A 22,873-nucleotide genomic window follows, 5' to 3' on the forward strand; every position below is an offset into this window, starting at 1 on the left:
ATCAGGATATTTTCGTTGTTTGTGTCCGGAAAACAGGCCGTCTACTATCGCGGCAACGCGTTCCAGTCGCACTCCACGCCTTTGCGCGGCAGCAGTAAAAAATCCAAAAGGTCATCGACAATGAGAATTGGACAGTTCGTCATCCGAATCATGCGTCAATCCAGTGTGGCGAAGAGCTGTCTGCTGGTTATCGGCATCGGTCTTTCGGCACATGCCGCGGCGTGGGACCTGCCCGCTGACAACACCACGGTGCCAGAAGCCGAAGTCGAGCAGATTCTCGGTGGCAAGGATTACCCTGAAACGACCGGTTTTACACGGCACGTCGATTACATCGACTATCAGGCGAATGGTAGGACGTTCACACAGGTCGTGATGCGACTCGATCCGGACACTCCGTTGATGCATGGCGGTCGCAAGGTTGTGCTGGCGGCCACCGAAGAGGGCAGTTCGAGCGCAAACGGTTTCGTCGAAACCGACGAAGGCAAGGAGGGCATTGGCGTTTGGCTGGCCAAACGGGGCGTGACGTTCATCGCGTTGAACCGTGTCGGGCGCTGGAATTTCTTTGCGCCGAACCGGAGCGGAACCTGGGAGACCATTCCGCTCGACGAGCGCATGCCGATCTTCTCGCAGCATCAAAAGGCTTACTGGTCGAAAGACGACTATGTGCTCCAGCCCGCGGGCAAGACCTCGAGTTCGAGCGGTAGCGAATACGTTCGCTTTCCAAAGCCCGGCACGGAACTGTACGACGACATGGTCGCGTGCACGCCGGTCGCCATGGTCGATGGGCTCGAGACGGGCTTGCGACATGCATTGCCTGATGCCGAGCGTAAACGGTCGCTGCTTCTTTACTGGGGTTTTTCGACTGGTGGCGCACTGATGTGGCCGCTCGCCGAGCGCATCCGTCCTGACGGCTATCTGAATTGGGGTTCGTCGCCGCCGGGCGTTGTCTATTACTACGGTTCCGCGCTCGGTGGACGTTGGGACTGGCCTTATGAACACTCGGCGCTGCGTGTGCGCGGGCGGGGCCGCTCCGACTTCGAGTTCTATAACAAGCGTGCCGATCCGGCAACGAAGGACGAACGGTGGCAACGCGATCTGCGCGAACCGCGCTTCAAGGGTGTCGAAGATCCGACCATGTTTGCCAACACAGGCGCGCTGACCGAAGACGCGATGCGTCTCTATACCGCCGATTTCGTGCCGGCCGACGTGAAAGCCGCCGGTTTCAACAAGATTTTCACCGACATCCTCGCGACCACGATGCCGGGCCCAGCGCTGCGCGGCCTTCCCGTGTGGGACATGAATGGCACTTTCGACGAAGTCTATTCGGTGCCGACCATGCAGGCCGCGCGCGACATGATGCGGCCATACGTCGGCAAGCACGTGCTCATTCGCATCGAAGGTTTCAATCACAGCATTGTTAATCGGCAGGTACGCGTCATTGGTCCAATATGGTTGCGCGCGATCGAAAGCGGATATTTCGACTGATGTCGATACCGCAATCGCCTGGTCAGTATCTGGCCGGGACATGGCCATCGAACGTTGCAAATTAGCAACATTCCCGATCCGTCAGCACGAAAAACCGTATCGGGCGATGCCGGGTTTGTTACAGCGAGCCAATCCTGTTTAGTATTTGCCCCGGATGTGTGAGTCTGGGGGGGGCCGGGCACGGCAATTGCGCCGCGCAAGGCAAACCAGCAGGAACAGGAAAAAACGATGTTCAAGCGCCTCAACACGCGCCTGCGCGCGCTCGTGCCTGCGCTCGCCAGCGCGTGCTTCGCAACCGGCCTCGCGCTCGCGTCGTCCGGCGCCAGTGCGCAATCCGCGGCCTACACGAGCGAACCGGTGGATCTGTACGCCGGGCCTTCGGGCGACTATCCCGTGGTTGCCGAACTCGGACCTGGCCAGCCCGTCACCGTGATGGGCTGCGTGAGCGACTATTCGTGGTGCGACGTCACCGTGCCCGGTCTGCGCGGCTGGGTCTACGGCGGTTATCTGAGTTATCCGTATCAGGGCGCCTACGTGCCGCTGACCAACTATGGCGCGGCGATCGGACTGCCGATCGTGACGTTCTCGCTTGGCGCCTACTGGGGCAGCTTCTATCGCGACCGGCCATGGTATGGCGAACAGCGGCGCTGGGAGCACGTGCCGCCGCCTGAACGCGGCCGCCCGCCCGCAGCGCCGGCGTGGCATGGCGCGCCGGGCCGTCCGCCCGCGATCGCGCCTGGTGGCGGCGAGCGCCCGCCGGGGCCGAATGAGCCGATGCGCGGCGCACCGCCGCCCGGAGCGCAACGCCCGCCTGGCAACCCCGAAGCGCCGCGTGCGCCGGGCTACATGCCGCCGCAGGGCGCCGGACGGCCGCCCGGCAATGCAGAACCGCCACGCCCGCCAGGCAATGGGGAGCAGCCGGGCACCATGCGCCCTCACGAGGCGGGGCATCCGCCCGAGCAGCAGCCGTTCGGCGGCCGTCCGCCGGCGGGCCCGCCCGTGCAGGGTTATGCCCGTCCGCCGGCGCCCCAGCCGCAGGGCGGCATGCGTGCGCCGGGGTCCGCACCTCAACAGCCGCAGGGGCGGCCGGCCGCGCCGCCTCAGGGTGGTCAGGGCGGCCATGCTCCCAGCCAGGGGGGCGAACGGGGCGGCGAGCGGCAAACCGAACACTGACGCAGACCGCGGTGCTTCGCTGCCGCGGCGGGATCTCCATGGCGGGAATCCCGCCGCTGCTGTCTTCCGGCAATGACTTAGGATTGCACAGCAATGAAGGCGCTTGAGGGTCCTGCGCCGCGTTACGCTGGTTCGCTGGAGGCGGCGCCCAAGGCATGCCATCCGCCTGGTTCATCCGCGCTTATCGCCGGGCCTGACAGATTTAACAATCCCTGACAGTCAATTCGTGGCGCCCAGGTGAGAATACGTCGTCGCGGCAAGTGCAAGCATGGCCGCGCGCCGCCAGCGCCATGCGAGTTTCGCGCATGAGCCGCCGGCAACGGATTTCTGCTACGGGGGCTGGCTCGCTCGGGACCTGGCGACGCAGTCAGCAAGAGGAAGTCAGAGCGAACCCGAGTTCGCCGGATAACGCTGGGAAAACCAGTGCTTTGAGGTGGACGTGGCGATGGCGGCACGTGCCTCGTCGTGCAGGGAGGCGGCTGCGGCCCGCTGATAGCGTCGGGCGGTGACGCTGGCAGCGGGGCTCGCGCCGCGTACGACGATGACTGCGCTGGCGGTCCGACTCCGGGGGCGGAATCCAGAGACCACGCAGTGCGCAGCACGCGGCCGTCGCCACATTTTTTTCCACACTTCTGAACGCATTCTTTTTGCCGCTTTGCGCATGGCTAGCGGCTCGGCGTTGTTGCGTCCGCGAAAAATCGCCTGGCCGCTTCACCCTTCGGCTGTTCTGCCTGCTTGTCTTCATGGGGGCTACATGTTTTTCCGATCCGGCCGTATGCGTTTTCCACCGGGCTCGCGCGTGGACGGCCCCGACAGTGGCCGCGAGTTCGACCGCGTCGAGCTCGACCTCGCGCGCGACCGCCATGCGCGCGCCGCCATGGAAGCCTACGCGGATTCCTGCGCGACCGAACTCCCGTGGCTCAGCGAAGCGCTGCACCTTTCGCGTTTCGGCACGGCCGAGCGCCTGACACAGTGTTCGTCCACAGTGTTGCGCGTGTTCGTGACGGCGCAGTCGCGTGCGGCCTTGCAGCCCGACTATGCCCACGCGGCATGGGAGCACGTGCGCTCCCAGCTGGCCGCGCTGCTTTCGGATTCGCCGTCCGCCGCGGGCGAGGCGGCCGGGGCCGGTTCGAACGAAGACAATTTCGACTACCATGAGCGCTTAACATGAGAGCGATCTGTTCACCGAAGTCCAGCGCGGCCTCGCGCTCCCGTTTTTTTCGAGACGTGGCGAGAGTAGCGGGCTTTGGTGCACGGCGGGTTGCGCGTGCCGCCAGGGCCGAGGTGGACGGCCGGCGACCCGGCGCCGGCGCGCGCGCCAGAGCCCGCCCGATGATGGTGCCGGTAGCCGTGCGGTGGGGCAGGCAGGCGGTCCATCCTGAGACAATGAAGAACAAACCTGGTTGCGGGGCGCTATGAGAGTTGCAGTACTGGATGACGATGCAGCGCAGACAGAGTTCGTCTGCCAGGCCTTGAGCGCGGCGGGTCACGCTTGCCACGCGTTCGCCAAGGGCGGCGAGCTCGTCAGGCAGCTTCGGCGGCAGACGTTCGATCTGCTCGTGCTCGACTGGAACGTGCCCGACATGGCGGGGGACGAAGTGCTGCACTGGGTGCGGCGGAGCCTCTCCACGCGCCTGCCGGTGCTCTTCATGACGAGCCGCAGCCGTGAGGCCGACATCGCGCAAATGCTCAACGCCGGCGCCGACGACTATGTCGTCAAGCCCGTCTCGGCGCCGGTGCTGATCGCCCGCGTCAATTCGCTGTTGCGCCGCGCCTATCAGATGCACACGCCGGCGTTCAAGGAAATTTTCGGCGAGTACGAGTTCGACCTGAAGTCGCGCCAGGCTTCGGTGAGCGGTCGCAGCGTCGCGCTCACGCAGAAGGAGTTCGATCTCGCGCTGCTGCTGTTTCAGCATCTGAGCCGCCCGCTGTCGCGCGCGCACATTCTCGACGTGATCTGGAAGCAGTCCGACGACATTCCTTCGCGCACGATGGACACGCACGTTTCCATGCTGCGCTCGAAGCTCGGCCTGCGTCCCGAAAACGGCTACCGCCTCACGCCGATCTACGGCTACGGTTACCGGCTCGAGCGCATCGAGGGGGACAACGCGTGAGGGGCGCGCATGCGGTGCGCGCCACCGCGGCGCCGTTCCTCGCCGTCGCGCTTGGGTTCCTGGCACTACCTCACAGCGTCGAGGCGCGCGAGGACGCTGCGGCTCAGCCGCCCGAGATGACCGCCTACGTCACGCGCCCCGGCGACTCGCTCTACGACATCGCCACGCGTTACCTGCGCAATCCCGCCGACTGGAAGAAGCTCGCGAGCCTCAATCATGTGAGCGAGCCGCGCCACCTTCGGCCGGGCACGGCGCTGCGGGTGCCGGTCGCGCTGCTGCGCCAGGATGGCCTGAGCGCGAAGGTAGTTGCCGCGAACGGTCCCGTGCAGCATGCGTTCCGCGGCGGCCCGCTTCTGCCGCTCACGGTCGGCTCGAGCCTCGTTGAAGGCGACCGCGTGCAGACCGGCCCCAACGGTTTCGCCACGCTCGAACTGGCCGACGGCTCGCATATCGCGCTGCCGCCCGATACCTCGCTCGACCTTGCCACGCTGCGTCAAACGGCGCTCACGGGCGCGACCGACCGCATCGTCGATCTCCGTCATGGCGAGGTGAACAGCGAGGTCACGCATGCCACGAAGAAGGACGATCGCTTCCAGATCCGCTCGCCTTCCGTGGTGGCCGGCGTGCGCGGCACGCAGTTTCGCGTGAGCTACGACGGCGACAAGGGCGCGACTGCCGTGGAGGTGCTGGACGGCGCGGTGGGCGTGGACGCCGACTCGCCGGCCCGCAACCGCCACGGCGCGCGAGTACGGCCGCCGGCACCGGGTACGCCGCTCGCCGCCTCGGAGCAACTCGTCGCCGCGCACCACGGCAACCTCACGCTCACGGGCCAGCCGGCGGGCGCGCCCGTCGCGCTGCTCGACGCGCCCGAGTTGCGGCATCCGTCCAAAGTGCAGGACGACGAAGACGTCGCCTTCGAAATCGCGCCGTTGACGGGTGCAAGCGCCTGGCGCGTGCAAATCGGCCGGGACGCGGGTCTGCTCGACATGATTCGCGACAAGCGCAGCGTCGACCCGCACGTGTCGTTCGCCAACCTCGACGACGGCACCTACTTCGTACGCATCTCCGCCATCGACGCGCGCGGTCTCGAAGGCATGCCGGCGTCGTATGCGTTCGAGCGCCGGCGCGTCGCGCTCGGCACGAGCGCCGGCCCCATTGAAGGCTCGCGCGACTTCGCGTTCCGCTGGTTCATCGACCGCAACGCGCCGAACACGCGCTTTCGCTTCGTGCTCGGCACGACGTCCGATCTGCGTGCGCCGCTCATCGACCGTACCGATATCACGGCGGGCGACGCGGTCGTGCGCGACCTGCCGAAGGGCGTCTACTACTGGACGGTGATCGCCGAGCAGTTCGCCAACGGCCACTATTATCAGAAGGCGAGCCCGGTCCAGTCGTTCAGGCTCGACTGGTGACGCAGGCGCGCATGAGCGTGAGGCCGCCCGCGCGCCTTGGCCGCTCCGTCGGGCGACGCTTCCTGTTCGAATGGGCCGCAGTGGGCTGCGCGGGCGTGGGCGTGGTCGTGCTCTGCGTGCTTTGGCGGCTGACGAGCGGCGCAGACCATCTGGTCTATGACCGCTTGCTCTCCGCGCGCACGCTGCCGGTGTCGCCCGACATCGTGCTCGTGGAAATCGACAATGCGAGCGTCGCCGCGCTCGGGCGCTGGCCATGGCCGCGCGAGCTGCATGCCCGGCTCGTCGATCAGCTCGCGAAAGCGGGCGCGGCGGCCGTCGTCTACGACGTGCTGTTCACCGAATCGTCGCGCGACGACGCGCACTTTGCGCAGGCGCTGCGCGCGCGCCCGGCGTTCCTCCCGATCCTGCTGACCCCCGCCGACGACACCGGTCGCCGCGAGGCCGTGCGTCCGGTCGCGCCGCTCGCGCAGGCGGTCGCCGGCATGGGCCATATCAACCTCGAAGTCGATAACGACGGCATCGTGCGCAGCGTCGCGCTCTTCGAAGGCGACGCGCAGCAGCGCTGGCCGCAGCTGATGGTGCCGGTCTGGCGGGCGGTGCGCAACGGCGTCGTGAAGCTCGCGCACGGCACGCCCGCCGCCGCGCAGCGCGATGATGTGCTGCATGCGGCGGCGCCGGGCAGCGAGGCGCGCTTCCTGATTCCGTTCGGCGCGAATTCGCAGACCTTCCACAAGGTCTCGTTCGCCGACGTGCTCGATGGCCGCGTGCCGCCCGAGCAGTTGCGCGGGCGCGTGGCGATCGTCGGCGTCACGGCCTCGGGGCTCTACGACCGCTTCGCCACGCCGCTATCGGGTGCGCTCGGGCCGCTGCCCGGCTTATACATCCACGCCATCGTGCTCGACGCGCTGCTCAACGCCAGCGCCATCCAGCCCGTGGCGCCGATCATGGTCGTGCTTGCCTCGCTTGTGCCGCTCGTGCTGCTGCTGGCGGGCTTTCTCGTGCTCTCGCCGCTGCGTACGCTGCTGCTGCTCGCGCTCCTGATCGCCGTGTCGCTCGGTGCGAGCGCGGGCATGCTGCACGCGCGCCTCTGGCTGCCGCCGGTGCCCGCGATCGTCGCGCTGCTCATCGTCTATCCGGCGTGGAGCTGGCGCCGCCTCGAGATGACGATGGCTTATCTGCGCAAGGAACTGCGCCAGCTTGCCGACGAACCCTACCTGCTGCCCGAGGCGCCCACGCCGCGCCGCGAATTCGCCGGCGACGCGCTCGCCCAGCAAATGGCGCTCATGGCGCAGGCCGCGCAGCGGCTGCAGGACATGCGCCGTTTCGTGTGGGACAGCCTCGATGCCGTGCCGGAGCCGATTTTCGTGGCCGATCTGCACGGTGTCGTGCTGATCGCCAATCACGCTTCGCGTGCCTGTCTCGAACGCCTTGCGGTGAGCGCCGCGCAAGGGCGCCGGATGCAGGACGTGTTCGGCGACCTCGCGTTCGTCAAGCCGATCGACCCGGCGCCCGACGCGATGGCGTTCGCGCACGCACATTGGCCCGCGCCGCTCGACCCGGCGCGCGACGAGTTCGCGGAGTTGATGGAGCGCGGTGTGGAAGTGCGCGCGCGCGACGGCAGCGACTACCTGCTGCGCTACGCGCGCTGTACGAACGCGCAGGGGCAGGCGGTGGGCTGGATCGCGGGTCTCGTCGACGTGACGGCGCTGCACGACGCCGAACGCCAGCGCGAGGACGCGCTGCGCCTCTTGTCGCACGACATGCGCTCGCCACAGGCCTCGATCGTCGCGCTCGTCGAGACGGAGCGCGAGCGCGGCACGCTCGGCTCCGAGCCCGTGCGTGGCGTGATGGAGCGCATCGAGCGCTACGCGCGCCGCTCGCTCAAGCTCGCCGACGACTTCGTGCAGCTCGCGCGCGCCGAGTCGCAGGCGTATGCGCTCGAGCCCACGAGCCTCGCGGAGCTGGTGATCGACGCGAGCGACGAAGTGTGGCCGCAGGCGCACGCGAAACGCATCCAGATCGACACCGTGTTCGAAGGCGAGCAGATGGGCTGGATCAACGCCGACCGCTCGCTCATGACGCGTGCGCTCGTGAACGTGCTGAACAACGCAGTGAAGTACAGTCCTGCGAATACGCACATCGTCTGCACCGTCGCGCTGGACGACCATGTTCCGCCGCGCGTGGTCTGCTCGATTCGCGATCAGGGCTACGGTATCGCGCACGAAGATCAGGCGCGGCTGTTCCAGCCGTTCCAGCGCTTTCACGCGGAACAGCGGCCCGAGGTGAGCGGCGCGGGGCTCGGCATGGCGTTCGTGAAAACGGTCGTGACGCGCCATGGCGGCGACGTCCAGCTGGAGAGCGAACCCGGCACGGGCACCGTCCTGACGATATCGCTGCCCGCGTTCGACGCGCCGGTTTGAGCCGCACCGGGCCGCTCCGGCTGCGCATGAATAACCCGAATGCCGCTGGCCGCACGCCGGCGGCTACCCGATGGAGTGTGTCGTGAAGACCTTGCTGTCGATCTGTCTCCTGCCGATGCTCGCCGCCCTTGCCGGATGCGCGGGCGTGACGGCCGACGTCGCGGCCACGGGCGCGTTGCCCGCCGCGGCTGCGAGCAGCCAACCCGTGGCCTACCGTTTTGCGCCAACGCCCGCCCAGGGCGATGCGGGCGAGATCCTCCCGTACGAGGCGTTGCTGAGCGACGGCCTTGCGCAGCGCGGCTTCAAGGCAGGCGCGCCCGAGGCGGCGCGCTATCTCGTCTCGGTGGCGTGGGAAACGCATCCGGCCGAGGTGAAAGTCGTGGACGCCGGCTGCGGCGCCGGCTGCACGCCGGCCGAGGGGCCGTCGTTGCCGTGGTTCGGGCGGCCCTACGTGCATACGCTGACGCTGCGTTTCTTCGCGTTGCCCGAGGGCGGCGAGGTGTACAAGGTGAGCGCCGTGAAGCGCGACCGCAACGCCGACCCGCGCGAGGCGGTGCCGTACCTCGTGGCGGGCGCACTGGCGCGGCTGCCGTACGCGGGCGCGCCGCAATGGCGCGTCAAGCTGAAGCGTCCGGCCGGCGCCGGCACGGCGGATCGAGCGCCGGGCATGCCGGAAGTGCTCTCCGTCTCACCCGTCGATGCACAGTAGGCCGCAGTAGGTCAGGGCAACTTTTCCCAGGCCGCGCCGCATGCGAAGGCGCTATGCTGGCTCCGGAATCTGGCGCAACGGTTGCGCGAGAGACGTCACGGGAGCCGCTCATGTTCGATCACATTGGATTGCGCGTGCAGGATCTCGCACGCAGCGTGCGTTTTTACGAGGCGCTGCTTGCGCCGCTAGGCGTCGTGGTGTGCATGCGCGACGACACCTGCGCGGGGCTCGGCCAGCCGGGCGAGCCCAGACTCTGGCTGCATGCCGTATCCGCCGACGCCGCGCCGGCGCCGCGCGGCGTGCACGTGGCGTTTGCGGCGCCGAACCGCGCGGCGGTCGCCGGTTTCCATGAAGCGGGCCTGCGCGCAGGCGCGAAAAACAATGGCGAACCCGGCGTGCGTGCCGACTACAGTCCCGACTATTACGCAGCATTCCTGATCGATCCCGACGGCAACAACGTCGAGGCCGTCTGCTACGCGCGCGAAGCGTGAGCGGGCATCAGGCGCCGGACGTGGCATCCGGCGCGCTGGCCGCGTCGTCCTGCGGCCAGCGGTTTTCGAACACGCATTCGCCAAGCGGCCTGCGTTCGGCCCATTTCTCCATTTCGAGCATCGGCTGCGGGTAGAACGCGTCGACCTGACCCACGCACAGGATCGCCACCGGCTTGGCGCCGGGCGGCATGGCGAGCAGGGTGCGCACGTCGTCGACGTCGAAGATCGACACCCAGCCCATGCCGAGCCCTTCGGCGCGCGCCGCGAGCCACATGTTCTGGATCGCGCACGCCACGGAGGCGAGGTCCATCTCGGGCAGCGTGCGGCGGCCGAAGACATGGGCTTCGCGCCGATCCATCAGCGCGACCACGAGCACTTCGGCGCAATCGCGCATGCCTTCCACCTTGAGCTTCATGAACTCGTCGCGGCGCTTGCCCAGCGCATCGGCGGTCGCGATGCGTTCGCGCTCGACCGTCGCGTGCAGTTGCTCGCGCAACGACGCGTCCGTGATGCGCACGATGCGCCACGGCTGCATGAAGCCTACGCTCGGTGCGTGATGCGCGGCGTCGAGCAGGCGCGCGAGCGTCGCGGGATCGATCGGGCCCGGCGCGAAGTGCCGCATGTCGCGGCGCTCGTAAATCGCGCGGTAGACCGCCGCGCGTTCGGCTTCGTCAAAGGGCTGTGCCATGGAAGAGTGCGGCCGCAAAAGCCGGGTTGGAGGGCCAGTAAGCGTGCATATAGGTGGCCGTGATCGAGCCGTGCCGATACAGCGCCTCGCCGGGCGTACCGGTTTGGGCGTGCCGTGCCGTGAGCGCGGGCGCAAGCGGCGTGGCGACGCGCGAGTAGTGAAACGTGTGTCCGCGCAGTGCGCCATGCGCGCCGTCGAGCTGCTGCATGCCGAGCGCCGCGAAGCGCTTTTGCATGACCGCCTCGCCTGGCAGCAGGCCGAGCATCGGCGTGCGCGTGCCTTCAGCGTTGGTCAGTGCATCGAGCAGATAGAGCATGCCGCCGCATTCGGCGACGAGCGGTTTGCCCGCCAATACATGCGCGCGCAACGAATTCGCGCTCTGCGTGTTGCGCGAGAGCGTCCCAGCATGCAGCTCGGGATAGCCACCGGGCAGAAAGATCGCATCGGCGCCGGCGGGCGCGGGTTCGTCCGCAAGCGGCGAGAAGTCACTCACGTGCGCGCCAAGCGTCTCGAGCAACGCAATATTCGCCGGATAGAGAAACGAGAACGCGGCGTCGCGCGCAATGGCGATATGACGGCCTTCGAGCTGGCGCGAAATTGCTTCGTCATGCGAAGGATCGGCGAACGCTACGGCAGGCGGCAATTCGGCGAGCGCGGTTTGCGCGAGCGCGTCGGCGGCGCGCTCGATGCGCGCGTCGAGGTCGTCGATCTCCGCGGCCTGATGCAGGCCGAGATGGCGATCGGGCAGCGTCATCGTCGCCTCGCTCGCTACCTGCCCGAGCCAGCGCACGTCGGCGGGCAACGCCTCCTGCAGCATCTGCGCGTGGCGCGCCGAGCCCACGCGGTTCGCCAGCACGCCATGAAACGGCACGTCCGGCCGAAAGCGCGCGAGACCGAACGCGATCGCGCCGAAGGTCTGCGCCATCGACTTCGCGCTGACGATGGCGGCCACCGGCACGCCGAACTCGGTCGCGAGATCGGCGCTGCTCGGCGTGCCGTCGAACAGGCCCATCACGCCTTCGATGAGGATCAGGTCGGCTTCGCGCGCCGCCTGTGCGAGCAGGGCGCGGCACGCTTCGTTGCCCACCATCCACAGGTCGAGCGAGAGCACGGGCGCGCCGCTCGCGCGGGCGAGGATCATCGGGTCGAGAAAATCCGGTCCGGTCTTGAACACGCGCACGCGCCGGCCCGCGCGACGGTGCAGGCGCGCGAGGCCAGCGGTGAGCGTGGTCTTGCCCTGGCCCGAAGCGGGCGCGCTGATGAAGAGCGCGGGGCAGGCAACCGTTGCGCTCATGCGCTCAAAACTCCACGCCCTTTTGCGCTTTGACGCCTTGCTCGCGATACGGATGCTTCACGAGGCGCATTTCCGTGACGAGGTCGGCGGCTTCGATCAGCGCGTCGGGTGCATGGCGGCCCGTCACGACCACGTGCACGTGCGGCGCGCGCGAGGCGATCACGCCGAGCACCTCGTCGAGTGGCAGGTACTCGTATTTGAGCACCGTATTGAGCTCGTCGAGGATCACCATGGCGTACTCGCCGCTTTCGATCATGCGCTTCGCTTCGTCCCAGCCCTTGCGCGCGGTCGCGATGTCGCCGTCGCGATTCTGCGTGTTCCACGTGTAGCCGTCGCCCATCGTCACGAAATCGCAGTGCGCAACGCTGCCGAGGAAATCGCGCTCGGCCGTGTGCAGCGCGCCTTTGATGAACTGCACGACGCCGAGCTTCATGCCGTGGCCGAGCATGCGCACCGCCATGCCGAACGCAGCCGTGCTCTTGCCCTTGCCGTTGCCGGTATTGACGATCAACAGGCCTTTTTCGTGCGTCGCCGCGGCCTGCTTCTTCTCGTGGCCCTCGCGGCGGCGTTGCGTCATGCGTTGGTGCGATTCGGGATCGGTTTTCATCATCGGGAGTGGGTGGGTTGCGGCGCTTTCGCGTCCGCGTTTGCGTGGTTTGGCGGCAAGCCCGCGATTGCGACCGTCACACCGTCGAGCGCCAGCTTGCCGCGCACGAGCGGAGCGCCGCCCGCCGCAAGACGCGCGCAGGGCTCGCACACGCCGTCCACGCCGAACTGCGCTTGCGCGGCTGCGGAGGGCGGCGCAAGTGCGGGCGTCGCGGCAAGCTGCTCCCGCGTGTAGGTGCGCAGCGGCAGCCCATGTGCCGCGCAGAATGCTTGCAAGCCGGGCTCGCCAGCTTTGGCGTCGAGCGTCGCCACGGCCGTTACGCCGTCGAGCGGCCATGCGCCGAGCGCGGCGCGCACCGCGGCTTCGATTTGCGCGAGCGTCGCGCCGCGCTGGCAGCCGATGCCGAGCGCGAGCGGCGGCACGCGCTGAGCGGGTTCCAGCGTGGTTTCGAATGAGGCTGTGCGCGAGGCGCGACTGTCGGCAGGATTCACGGCGAGAGCGTCGATCGAAGGCGTGAGCGCAAAGGCAAAACGAGCAAAAGCGTCGCGTTCCGGCCTGCGCCGGATGCGCGCTACGATAGCACACGCTTTTGCGGCTTCCCACGCCTTCCTTGACGCGCAGGCCCCCCGCGCCTACACTCGCACGCACTCTGGTGCTCGCGCGCGATTCAAAATGCACGCGCAGTTAAACGGGAATCAGGGAGCCATCCCGCCTCGGGCATGGCCAACCTGAACTGCACCCGCAACGGTACAACGAGCGCGGCGTTCGCACGCATGCCGCAAACCGCTTCCATGCTTTGAGCAGTCCAGCCACTGTGCAAGCCGGCCGCAAGGCCGCTCGTGCGGGAAGGCGAAGCGGTGTTTCGTCAGTCCGGATACCGGCCAGATACGTGGGATTCGCGCTGCGGGGATGCGGTGCCGGGTCCGTGATTTTCATGCGTCAGCCGGGCGAGGCCCGGGTGCGTTTCCGGCCGTTCGTCCCCTGCAGGTTGTTGAATCGTTGCGTGTGGCAGCGTCTGCCCGGCTACGCGCGTGAGCGCAACACGACACCCGCACGAACGGCAGGCGCGACGCACCATGCCCCTCGATCCGGCCTCGCGCCGAAGGAGCACTTCATGCAAATGCGCAAGATTCCGGTCACGATCGTGACGGGCTTTCTCGGCAGCGGTAAAACCACGCTGCTGCGTCACATTCTCCAGCACGCGGGCGGTCTGCGCGTCGCGGTCATCGTCAACGAGTTCGGCGAACTCGGTATCGACGGCGAAATTCTGCGTGGCTGCGGCATTGGCTGCGACGAAAACGGCAACGAAACGCAAGGCCAGCTCTACGAACTCGCGAACGGGTGCCTGTGCTGCACCGTGCAGGAAGAATTCTTCCCCGTGATGGAGAAACTGCTCGAGCGCCGCGGCGATGTCGATCACGTGCTGATCGAAACCTCGGGTCTCGCGCTGCCCAAGCCGCTCGTGCAGGCGTTCAACTGGCCGTCGATCCGCAACGCGTTCACCGTCGATGCGGTCGTGACCGTGGTGGACGGCCCCGCCGCCGCGAGCGGCCAGTTTGCCGAAAACCCGCAGGCCGTGGACGCGCAGCGCCGCGCCGATCCGAATCTCGATCACGAATCGCCGCTGCATGAGCTGTTCGAAGACCAGCTTTCGGCCGCCGACCTCGTCATTCTCAACAAGACCGATCTGCTCGACGTTGCGGGCCAGGACGCGCTCATCGCCGAGCTGCGCGAGGAACTGCCGCCGCAGGTGAAGATCGTGCGCGCGCAGCACGGCAAGCTCGATCTGCCTACCCTGCTCGGGCTCGAGGCGGCCTCCGAGGAGAGCATTCATTTGCGGCACGATCATCACGGTTCCGCCGACGATCCCGATCATCATCATGACGAGTTCGATTCGGTCGTGGTGTCGGGCAATGCCGCTTCGCGCGAGACCGTGATCGAGGCGCTGCAGCAACTCGTCGATGCGCACACGATCTATCGCGTGAAGGGCTTTGCCGCGCTGCCCGGTGCGCCCATGCGTCTCGTGGTCCAAGGCGTGGGACGCCGCTTCGACAGCTATTTCGACCGCCGCTGGAACGCGCAGGAAAGCGCGGCGCAGCCGCTCGCGAGCCGCTTCGTGCTGATCGGCGAAGATCTTGCTGGCGCGACGCTGCAAGCGGCCTTCGATACCGCATTGGCGAACCTGCAGACCGCGGACGCGAAGTGAACGCGCCGAGCTAGACGAGGCCGTCCCATGCATTTGCTGCGCACCACGCCAGGTGGATTCGTCGACGACACGCAGGGCGTGATCCGTATCGACCAGCAGCCCGCCGAGATCGTCGTGCTCAGTTCGGCGGACACGACGCTCGCGCTGCTGGCGAGCGTCGTGCCGCGCCTGCCCGCCGGTTTTCCGGGCGTGCGGCTCGCGAACGTCACGTATTTGCGCCAGCCCGCTTCGGTGGACTTCTACGTCGAAGACGTCCTGCAGCACGCGCGAGTGGTGGTGGTCGATCATCTGGGCGGCGAGACGTACTGGCCATATGGCATCGAACAGGTTGTCTCGCTCGCCCAGCGCCGCGGGCAACTGCTCGCGATGTTCTCCGGCGACTTGCAGGAAGACCCCAATCTCATCGCGAAGAGCCGCGCCGAGCCCGCGTTTTGCCGCCTGCTTTGGCGTTACCTGCGCGAAGGCGGCGCGGCCAACGCCGAATCGTTCCTGCGCGCGCTCGCGTGGCGCGCATTCGATTGGGGCAGCGAGCCCGCGCCGCCCGTTGCGCTGCCGGCCGCCGCGCTTTATTGCCCGCAGCGCGACGTCGCAACCATCGACGAATGGCGCGCGCGCTGGCAACCCGGCGCGCCGGTTGTCGCGCTGCTGTTTTACAAGGCGCATTTGCAGGCGGCGAACACGGCCGCGTTCGATGCGCTCATTGACGCCCTCCTGGCGCGCGGCATGAACCCGCTGCCGCTTGCGATCACGTCGCTCAAGGACACCTTGAGCCGCGACGTGCTCGATCAACTGGCGGCCGGGCACGATGTCTCGCTCGTGCTGAATACCACGGCGTTTGCGGCTTCGTCGCTGGACGACCCCGAACCGATTGCGCTCGCTGGCGACGCGCCCGTGCTCCAGGTGATCCTGAGCGGCGGCAATCGCGAAGACTGGGTCAAGGACAATCACGGCCTGAATTCGCGCGACATCGCCATGCATATCGCACTGCCCGAAGTGGACGGCCGCGTGATTACGCGCGCGATCAGCTTCAAGGGCCTCGCGTACCACTGCAAGGAGACGCAGGTCGATGTCGTGCGTTATCAGCCCGACCTCGAGCGCGTGGCGTTCGTTGCCGAACTCGCGCGCCGCTGGTGCCGGTTGCGCAGTCTGCCGAACGAAGAGAAAAAGCTCGCGCTCGTGCTCGCGAACTATCCGATGAGCGAAGGGCGCATCGGCAACGGCGTGGGGCTCGACACGCCGGCCTCGGTGGTGGGCATCTTGCGCATGCTGCGCGACGAAGGCTACCGCGTGGCCGATTTGCCCGCGGACGGCGACGCGCTCATGCGCATTCTCACGCAGGGCGTGACGAACGATCCCGACACGCGCGCGCTGCGCCCCGCATGGCAGAGTCTTTCCCTCGATGACTACCGTGTGCGCTTCTCGCAACTGCCGGCCGAGGCGCAGAACGCGCTGGTCGCGCGCTGGGGCGTGCCGGAGGACGACCCCACGGTGCGCCGCGGCCGCTTCATGATTGCGGGCTGGCGCTGTGGTCGGGTGTTCGTCGGCATCCAGCCTTCGCGCTCGCGCGGCGACGACACGTACGCGAACTACCACGACGCCGAACTCGTGCCGCCGCACGCGTATCTCGCGTTTTATTTCTGGCTGCGCGACACGTTCGGCATCGACGCCATCGCGCACGTGGGCAAGCACGGCAACCTGGAGTGGCTGCCGGGCAAGAGCGTGGCGCTCGGCGACTCCTGCTGGCCCGACATGGCGCTCGGGCCGCTGCCGCATCTGTACCCGTTCATCGTCAACGATCCGGGCGAAGGGAGCCAGGCCAAACGCCGCGCCCAGGCCGTGATCGTCGACCACCTGATGCCGCCGCTCACGCGCGCCGAAAACTACGGGCCGCTGCAGGACCTCGAACGTCAGGTCGATGAGTATTACGAAGCATTGATGGTGGACCCGCGCCGCGCGAAACTGCTGCGCAAGACCATACTCGCGACGATCGTCGAGCATCGGCTGCACGAGGAATTGAGCGTCGCCGCGCCGCAGGATCAGGCAGGCGAAGACGAATTGCTCACACGCGCCGACGCCTACCTTTGCGAGTTGAAGGAAGCGCAGATCCGCGATGGCTTGCATACGTTCGGCGAATCGCCGCAAGGTCAGCAGCGGCGCGACACGCTGCTCGCGCTCGGGCGCTATGCGTGCGGCGATGGGCAAGGCGCGAACGCCGGCCTCATCGACGCGCTCGCGCGAGACCTGCGTATCGATCACCTCGTCGATCCGGCCACGGTCGATTGGGCTGCGCCGTGGCAGGGCCCGCGTCCCCCGCAGCTAGTCGCTGTGAGCGACACGCCATGGCGTCACGCGGGCGACACGCGCGAGCGCCTGGAAATGCTCGCGGCCACGCTGATCGCGGGCATTTGCTCAGGCGAACGAAGCGATAAGGAGACCGCATCGCTGCCTTCCGCAGCCCAGGTGCTCGCGCGCGTGCGCGACGACGTCCTGCCGCGCCTCGACGCCTGCGGCCCCGAAGAAATGCGCCAGCTGCGCCGTGGCTTCGAAGGCCGCTTCGTGCCGCCGGGCCCCAGCGGTTCGCCCTCGCGCGGCCGCCCCGACGTGCTGCCCACGGGCCGCAACTTCTACTCCGTCGATACGCGTGCCATTCCGACGCAAGCGGCTTGGGCGCTCGGCATGAAATCGGCGCAGCAGCTCATCGAGCGCCACCTGCAGGAGCATGGCGACTACCCGCGGGCCGTGGGGCTTTCGGTCTGGGGCACGGCGACGATGCGCACGGGCGGAGACGACATCGCCCAGGCGTTCGCGCTGATCGGCGTGCGGCCGAAATGGGCCGCCGGCAGCCAGCGCGTGACCGACTTCGAGATCATGCCCGTCGAGGCGCTGGACCGGCCGCGCATCGACGTGACGCTGCGCGTATCGGGCTTCTTCCGCGACGCGTTCCCCAACGTGATGCATCTGTTCGACGCCGCCGTGCAGGCGGTGGCCGATCTCGACGAGCCGGAGCACCAGAACCCGCTGCGCGCACGCGTGCAGCGCGAGCGCGATGCGCTGGTGGCGAACGGCATGGCCGCCGACGCGGCGCGCCGCCGCGCGCTCTGGCGCGTGTTCAGCGCGCGCCCCGGCGCCTACGGCGCGGGCTTGCAGTCGATGATCGACCAGCGCCAGTGGCAGACCGACGCCGATCTCGCGCACGCGTATCAGGCGTGGGGCGGCTACGCCTACACACAAAAGAGCGCGGGCGACGAGGCGGGCGATGCGTTCCGCGCGCGTCTCGCGACGCTCGACGTGGTCCTGCAGAACCAGGACAACCGCGAACACGACCTGCTCGACTCGAACGACTACTACCAGTTCCAGGGCGGCATGGCGGCGGCGGCGCGGCACTTCTCGCAGGCGCAGCCCGCGCTTTATCACGCGGACCATAGCAACCCCGCCGCGCCGCGCATTCGTCCGCTGCACGAAGAGATCGCGCGCGTGATCCGCTCGCGCGTGGTGAACCCGAAATGGATCGACGGCGTGAAGCGTCACGGCTACAAGGGCGCGGCGGAAATGGCGGCGACCGTGGATTACCTGTTCGGCTACGACGCGACCGCGCGCGTGGTGGGCGATCATCAGTACGCGCTCGTCGCAAACGCCTACGTGCACGACGACGACACGCGCGAATTCATGCGGCGCCACAATCCGCACGCGCTGCATGCCGTGTGCGAGCGCCTGCTCGAAGCGATCCAGCGCGGTCTCTGGCAGGAGCCGGGCGAGCATCGCGCACAACTCGAACACCGTCTGCTCGAAGCCGGGCAGCATCTGGAAGGATCATGACCATGAGCGTTGCGGCCACGCGTCCCGCGTTCCCCTTTACCGCGCTGGTCGGCCAGGCGCCGTTGCAGCGCGCGCTGCTGCTCGCGGCCATCGACCCCGCGATCGGCGGCGTGCTCGTGAGTGGCCCGCGCGGCACGGCGAAATCCACGGCGGCGCGCTCGCTCGCGGCGCTCTTGCCGCAAGGCGCGTTCGTCACGCTGCCGCTCGGCGCGAGCGAGGACAAGCTGATCGGCACGCTCGACCTCGAAGCGGCGTTGCGCGAGAGCACGGTGCGCTTCGCGCCTGGCTTGCTCGCGCGTGCGCACGGCGGCGTGCTTTACGTGGACGAAGTGAACCTGCTGCCCGACGCGCTCGTCGACGTGCTGCTCGACGCGGCGGCGAGCGGCGTGAACACCGTGGAGCGCGATGGCGTCTCGCATACGCACGACGCGCATTTCGTGCTGGTGGGCACGATGAATCCCGAAGAAGGGGAGCTGCGTCCGCAACTGCTCGATCGCTTTGGTTTGATGGTCGAACTCGGCACGCCTTATGACGCGGCGCAGCGGCAACGCATCGTCAAGGCGCGTCTCGCGTTCGACGCCGATCCACAGGCGTTTTGCGCGGCGCGCGAGAGCGAACAGCGCGCGCTTGGCGCACGCATCGCGGCGGCGCGCGTGGCGCTCGCCACGCTCGATTGGAGCGACGCCGTGCATGAGCGTGCGGTGCAGCGCTGCATCGAGGCCGCGGTCGACGGCTTGCGCGCCGATCTCGTGATGCTGCGCGCGGCGCGAGCGCTGGCCGCGTTTGAAGGCGCGGAATCGGTGAGCCCGGATCACGTCGATCAGGTCGCGGATTGCGTGCTTGCGCATCGTCGGCGTGCCATGCCGCAGCGCCCGGATGCGCCGCCCGCCTCTGAGCCGCCGCCTCCATCCGTATCAGCGCCGAAGCGCGACGCAACGCACACCGAAGCAACATCGGACTCTGACTGGGGCGAGATGCCGCCCGAGCCTGTTGCCGCGAAGGCGGTGAAGGGCGTGATTGCGCTGCCCGCAAAAAAACGCTGACCCGTCGAGCACCGGCCGCCGCCTTCGCACAGGGCGGCGCTCGACGGCGAGAAGGCCCGGGGCGTGGTCCCGCGCAAGTGGCGAAGCATGGCGATCGCATCGCGTGGCCGCCCACGCTCGCGGCCAAACGCGCAGGATCGTTGCAGGCGCAACATTTCCGCTTTGCCATACGCGAGACGGGTTCCGGCGCACTCCATTGTTTCGTGCTGGACTGCTCGGCTTCGATGCTCGCGCGCGGCCAGCTCGCGCTCGCCAAGGGTTTGCTGATCGCGCTGTTCGACCGCGCCCGCGCCGAGCGTGTGGAAGTGGCGCTGGTCGCTTTCGGCGGCGCGGGCGCCGAAACGCGCTTCGGTCCCGCGGTGCCGCGCTGGTGGAACGAGCGCTGGATCGAGCCGGTCGGCGGGGGCGGCGGCACGCCGCTCGAAGCAGGGATCGGCCGCGCGGCGCAAGTGCTCGAAACCGCTGCGCGCCGCGATCCGGCGCGCGCGCGCCATCTCTGGCTGTTCACCGACGGCCGCACGACGCAGTGGCCCGCGCGGCCACGCTACGCCGACCACGTCACGGTGATCGATTGCGAACTTGGCGCGCTGCGCCTGGGGCGCTGCGAGGCGCTCGCACGAGCCTGGGCCGGCGAGTGCCTGGACGCTCAGGCGCTGCTCGCCTGAACGCGCGTCAGCGCATGCTGCCGGTCCAGTACAGCACGTCGTCCTGACGATCGAATATGTAGACTTTCATCGCCATCTGCTCGGCGGGCGAGAGGCGGTCGAGTTCGAGACCGAGCGTCGCTTGCTCGGGGGCGCCCGCTTCCGCCTGCACGTTGCGGATGACCGCCGTGGTTGCGATCGCCGTAATGTTGTCGGCCGAACGCAGCTGGAATGCCACGCGCAGCCGCTCGCCAGGCTTGCCGAGCGCCCACGCGGCGCTCACTGAAAGCCCGAGCGCGCTGATCCCGCGTGCGAGCGCCACGCCGTCATAACCCCCGCCTTCCTCGCCGATGCCGTAGCGCACGGGAAATTGCGCGCGCACGCGAATCGAGCGGCGTTCGCGCAGGCGGCGGATGTTGGCGGGCTTCGACAGCACGAGGTAGTCGAGGGGCGACTGACTGTGCGCATGCACGGTGCATACGAAGCGATAGACGGCCTGGCTCGCAAGTGCGACGATCTCCACGTTTTCGCCCGGCGTGATGGCGATGGGTCGGCCGTCGACATAGGGCGTCGTCACGAAGAGCGCTTCGTTCGGCGCGAAGCCGATCAGGCGGCACGGTTGCATCGGCGCGCCGCTTGCGCCCATCAGCGGGCGCAAGCCCATCAGCGTGCCGATGTTCAGGTGCATGGCGCGCGTGGTGGCGGCTGGATCGCCGGCATCGATCGTGGCCGCGGCACTCTGCGGGGCAACCTCGGGCCTTTCCACGTCGCCGCGATGCGGCGCGAAGTGCTGAAACAGAAAGTCGCGCTCCGCTTCGCCCACCAGCACCGCGCCGGCATCGAGCAGCAACGCGCCGTCGCGATCGACGACCGGCCAGGCGAGCGGCTCGCCTACCGGCAGGGCGGCCGGCGTGAGCGGGGCGGCTTCGATTGCGGTGGCGCCGCCGCTGGCTTCGGCTTGAGCTTCGGTGGTCAGGTTGGTCATCGGCGCAGGGTGGTCGGTGAGCGTTCGCGTCGCGAATCGACATCGCGGGTTCACCTGGTTTACGGCGCTGTGGCCGGGAAATTAAGGGCGTGCCGCCAATCGAAAGCAATTGCGCAAGCGGCAGTATGATGAATGCCGCGTGCCACCAGTAATCGGTCGGCAGGCGCAGCAAACCTGACTGCGGAGCAAGAGGAAACGCCTCATGGAGCTCTGGAAACGATGTTTGCGAATTCCCCGCCGGTGGAGTCGGGCGCTCATGCAGTGGGTCGGGAGCCATCCGTTCATCGTCGGCACGCTGGGCTCGCTAGTCGGTGCGGCCATCGTGGCCATCGTGCTGGTGGGCTTGATGCAGCAGCGCACGCAGGCCATCGTCAGCACGCAGCACAATTCGGCCGCGCTCGTTTCGCTGATGTCGAACGACCTCGAGGCGAACTTCGGCATCTACGATCTGCTGCTGCTCGACGCCGCCGATAGCGCTCGCGATCCGCGCACGCAAAGCCTGCCGCCCGACATCCGCCGCAGGCTGCTGTTCGGCCGCGTGGCGGGCGGCACCTATCTCGACGATGCGTTCTACATCGACGCGAGCGGCCATGTCGTCGAATCGCGGGACGGCCGCGCGTATCCCGGCGTCAATCTCGCAGACCGGGACTATTTCACGGCGCAGCACGAGCGCTCGGTCGGCATGTATATTTCGGACCCGATTCGCTCGCGTGCGCGCGAAGGCCAATATTCGATTGCGCTGTCGCGCCGCGTGAGCGAATACGACGGCTCGTTTGGCGGCGTCGTACTGCTCACGCTGCGGCTCGCGTATTTTCAGCAGCTGTTCGACCGGATCGACGTGGACCCCAAGGGCAGCGCGTTCATCATGCTCGACGACGGGACCATGCTTGCACATCGCCCTTATTCGGATTACGAAGTGGGTGCGCAGGTCGGCGAGCTCGATTACGTCAAGCCGATGCTCAACAACAGCGCCGGCTCGTTCATCGCCGCCGGCGAGGAGGACAAGGTCGAGCGCATCTATACGTACAAGCGCGTGCCGCATACGTCGTTCATCGCGGTCGTCGCGCCTTCCGTGGACGGCGCGCTCGCCGACTGGCGCCGCCGCCTGCGGATCTATGTGCCAATGGCGTTGATTTTCGGCGCGCTGATCGCCGCTTCGTCGTGGCTGCTGGCATTTTCGATGCGCAAGCGCCTCGTCACACAAAAAGAATTCGAACGTCTCGCGGTGACCGATGCGCTCACGAGTCTCTACAACCGGCGCGCACTCGATCTGCGCATTGAAACCGAATGGCAGCATGCGAGACGGGCCGGCGAACCGCTCTCGGCGCTCTTCGTCGATATCGACAGGTTCAAGCTGTTCAACGACTTCTACGGGCACGCCGAGGGCGATAAGGTGCTCGCCGCCGTGGCCCGCGCGATACGCGAGGCCTGCCGGCGCGCAACGGACATGGTTGCGCGCTACGGCGGCGAGGAGTTCGCCGTGGTGCTGCCGGCTACGCCGTTCGATGGCGCCGTGAAAATCGCGGAAGGGGTGCGTCAGCAAGTGGCGGCGCTGGGAATCGCGCACGAGCACAGCGAATACGGCACGCTGACAGTGAGCATTGGCTGTGCCACCTGCGTGCCGCACGAGAGCGGGGGTGCGCAGGCGTTGCTGCGCGCCGCCGACGCCGAGCTTTACGCCGCGAAGCAGGCGGGGCGCAACCAGGTGAAGGCGCGCGAATTCGCGGGCGCGCCACCCGATCCGCGCGACTCGCTGCCCACGCTGAAGGCGTGAGCGCGGTTTTCC

General features: G+C 67.8%; 18 protein-coding genes and 1 riboswitch. Of the genes, 13 read left to right on the plus strand and 5 right to left on the minus strand.

All coding sequences use genetic code 11. The features are described 5' to 3' along the window. Positions 1–120 precede the first annotated feature (120 nt). The 8 genes from BHE01S_RS14820 (at position 121) to BHE01S_RS14855 (ending at position 9,804) form a co-directional block, all read left to right on the plus strand. The gene (locus tag BHE01S_RS14820; protein ID WP_157025394.1) at positions 121–1,485 is read left to right on the plus strand and encodes a hypothetical protein; all 1,365 of its coding nucleotides are present in this window, start codon (positions 121–123) and stop codon (positions 1,483–1,485) included. Positions 1,486–1,713: 228 nt separating this feature from the next. Beyond that, the gene (locus BHE01S_RS14825) at positions 1,714–2,658 is read left to right on the plus strand and encodes an SH3 domain-containing protein (protein ID WP_042265238.1); all 945 of its coding nucleotides are present in this window, start codon (positions 1,714–1,716) and stop codon (positions 2,656–2,658) included. A 775-nt stretch (positions 2,659–3,433) separates the two neighbouring features. After that, positions 3,434–3,829: a hypothetical protein gene (locus BHE01S_RS14830; RefSeq protein WP_245639748.1), complete on the plus strand. Its 396-nt coding sequence runs from the start codon at positions 3,434–3,436 to the stop codon at positions 3,827–3,829. A gap of 244 nt (positions 3,830–4,073) precedes the next feature. Then, positions 4,074–4,772 carry a response regulator transcription factor gene (locus tag BHE01S_RS14835; RefSeq protein ID WP_042265240.1) on the plus strand — a complete coding sequence of 233 codons (699 nt, stop codon included), beginning with the start codon at positions 4,074–4,076 and terminating at the stop codon, positions 4,770–4,772. After that, the gene (locus BHE01S_RS14840) at positions 4,769–6,184 is read left to right on the plus strand and encodes a FecR domain-containing protein (protein ID WP_052405940.1); all 1,416 of its coding nucleotides are present in this window, start codon (positions 4,769–4,771) and stop codon (positions 6,182–6,184) included. Before BHE01S_RS14835 ends, BHE01S_RS14840 begins: the two co-directional genes overlap by 4 nt. A gap of 11 nt (positions 6,185–6,195) precedes the next feature. Beyond that, the gene (locus BHE01S_RS14845; RefSeq protein ID WP_042265351.1) at positions 6,196–8,604 is read left to right on the plus strand and encodes a CHASE2 domain-containing protein; all 2,409 of its coding nucleotides are present in this window, start codon (positions 6,196–6,198) and stop codon (positions 8,602–8,604) included. A gap of 82 nt (positions 8,605–8,686) precedes the next feature. Beyond that, positions 8,687–9,313: a DUF4136 domain-containing protein gene (locus tag BHE01S_RS14850; protein WP_167337688.1), complete on the plus strand. Its 627-nt coding sequence runs from the start codon at positions 8,687–8,689 to the stop codon at positions 9,311–9,313. Between the two features lie 110 nt (positions 9,314–9,423). Beyond that, positions 9,424–9,804 carry a VOC family protein gene (locus BHE01S_RS14855; protein WP_042265242.1) on the plus strand — a complete coding sequence of 127 codons (381 nt, stop codon included), beginning with the start codon at positions 9,424–9,426 and terminating at the stop codon, positions 9,802–9,804. Between the two features lie 7 nt (positions 9,805–9,811). On the opposite strand, the gene bluB is transcribed toward BHE01S_RS14855, so the two are convergent. From bluB to BHE01S_RS14875, 4 genes are read right to left on the minus strand one after another with little or no spacing between them, the layout of a single operon-like run. Beyond that, complete coding sequence (gene bluB / locus BHE01S_RS14860; RefSeq protein ID WP_042265243.1) at positions 9,812–10,492, minus strand: 5,6-dimethylbenzimidazole synthase; 681 nt, start codon at positions 10,490–10,492, stop codon at positions 9,812–9,814. After that, on the minus strand, positions 10,476–11,786 hold the full coding sequence (locus BHE01S_RS14865) for a cobyrinate a,c-diamide synthase (RefSeq protein ID WP_042265244.1): 1,311 nt from the start codon (positions 11,784–11,786) through the stop codon (positions 10,476–10,478). Before BHE01S_RS14865 ends, bluB begins: the two co-directional genes overlap by 17 nt. A 4-nt stretch (positions 11,787–11,790) precedes the next feature. Beyond that, positions 11,791–12,393: a cob(I)yrinic acid a,c-diamide adenosyltransferase gene (cobO, locus tag BHE01S_RS14870; RefSeq protein ID WP_028205563.1), complete on the minus strand. Its 603-nt coding sequence runs from the start codon at positions 12,391–12,393 to the stop codon at positions 11,791–11,793. Further along, entirely contained in the window at positions 12,393–12,815 is a 423-nt protein-coding gene (locus BHE01S_RS14875) for a cobalamin biosynthesis protein (RefSeq protein WP_042265353.1), read from the minus strand. Before BHE01S_RS14875 ends, cobO begins: the two co-directional genes overlap by 1 nt. A 211-nt stretch (positions 12,816–13,026) precedes the next feature. Further along, positions 13,027–13,292, plus strand: a riboswitch (cobalamin riboswitch). Between the two features lie 221 nt (positions 13,293–13,513). On the opposite strand from BHE01S_RS14875, the gene cobW reads away from it, so the two are divergent. From cobW to BHE01S_RS14895, 4 genes are all read left to right on the plus strand, one after another. After that, positions 13,514–14,599: a cobalamin biosynthesis protein CobW gene (gene cobW / locus BHE01S_RS14880; protein ID WP_281177756.1), complete on the plus strand. Its 1,086-nt coding sequence runs from the start codon at positions 13,514–13,516 to the stop codon at positions 14,597–14,599. Positions 14,600–14,626: 27 nt separating this feature from the next. Next, complete coding sequence (gene cobN / locus BHE01S_RS14885; RefSeq protein ID WP_042265245.1) at positions 14,627–18,415, plus strand: cobaltochelatase subunit CobN; 3,789 nt, start codon at positions 14,627–14,629, stop codon at positions 18,413–18,415. Between the two features lie 2 nt (positions 18,416–18,417). Continuing rightward, complete coding sequence (locus tag BHE01S_RS14890) at positions 18,418–19,458, plus strand: ATP-binding protein (RefSeq protein WP_042265246.1); 1,041 nt, start codon at positions 18,418–18,420, stop codon at positions 19,456–19,458. Positions 19,459–19,535: 77 nt separating this feature from the next. Continuing rightward, the gene (locus BHE01S_RS14895; protein WP_042265247.1) at positions 19,536–20,123 is read left to right on the plus strand and encodes a vWA domain-containing protein; all 588 of its coding nucleotides are present in this window, start codon (positions 19,536–19,538) and stop codon (positions 20,121–20,123) included. Between the two features lie 7 nt (positions 20,124–20,130). On the opposite strand, the gene BHE01S_RS14900 is transcribed toward BHE01S_RS14895, so the two are convergent. Next, positions 20,131–21,087, minus strand: coding sequence for a flagellar brake protein (locus tag BHE01S_RS14900; protein ID WP_042265248.1), 957 nt, complete (start codon positions 21,085–21,087; stop codon positions 20,131–20,133). Positions 21,088–21,343: 256 nt separating this feature from the next. On the opposite strand from BHE01S_RS14900, the gene BHE01S_RS14905 reads away from it, so the two are divergent. Then, positions 21,344–22,861 carry a sensor domain-containing diguanylate cyclase gene (locus BHE01S_RS14905; RefSeq protein WP_052405942.1) on the plus strand — a complete coding sequence of 506 codons (1,518 nt, stop codon included), beginning with the start codon at positions 21,344–21,346 and terminating at the stop codon, positions 22,859–22,861. The last annotated feature ends 12 nt before the right edge of the window (positions 22,862–22,873 follow it).

Origin of the sequence: Paraburkholderia heleia NBRC 101817 (genome assembly GCF_000739775.1) — a bacterium.
In the GTDB taxonomy this organism is placed as follows: domain Bacteria; phylum Pseudomonadota; class Gammaproteobacteria; order Burkholderiales; family Burkholderiaceae; genus Paraburkholderia; species Paraburkholderia heleia.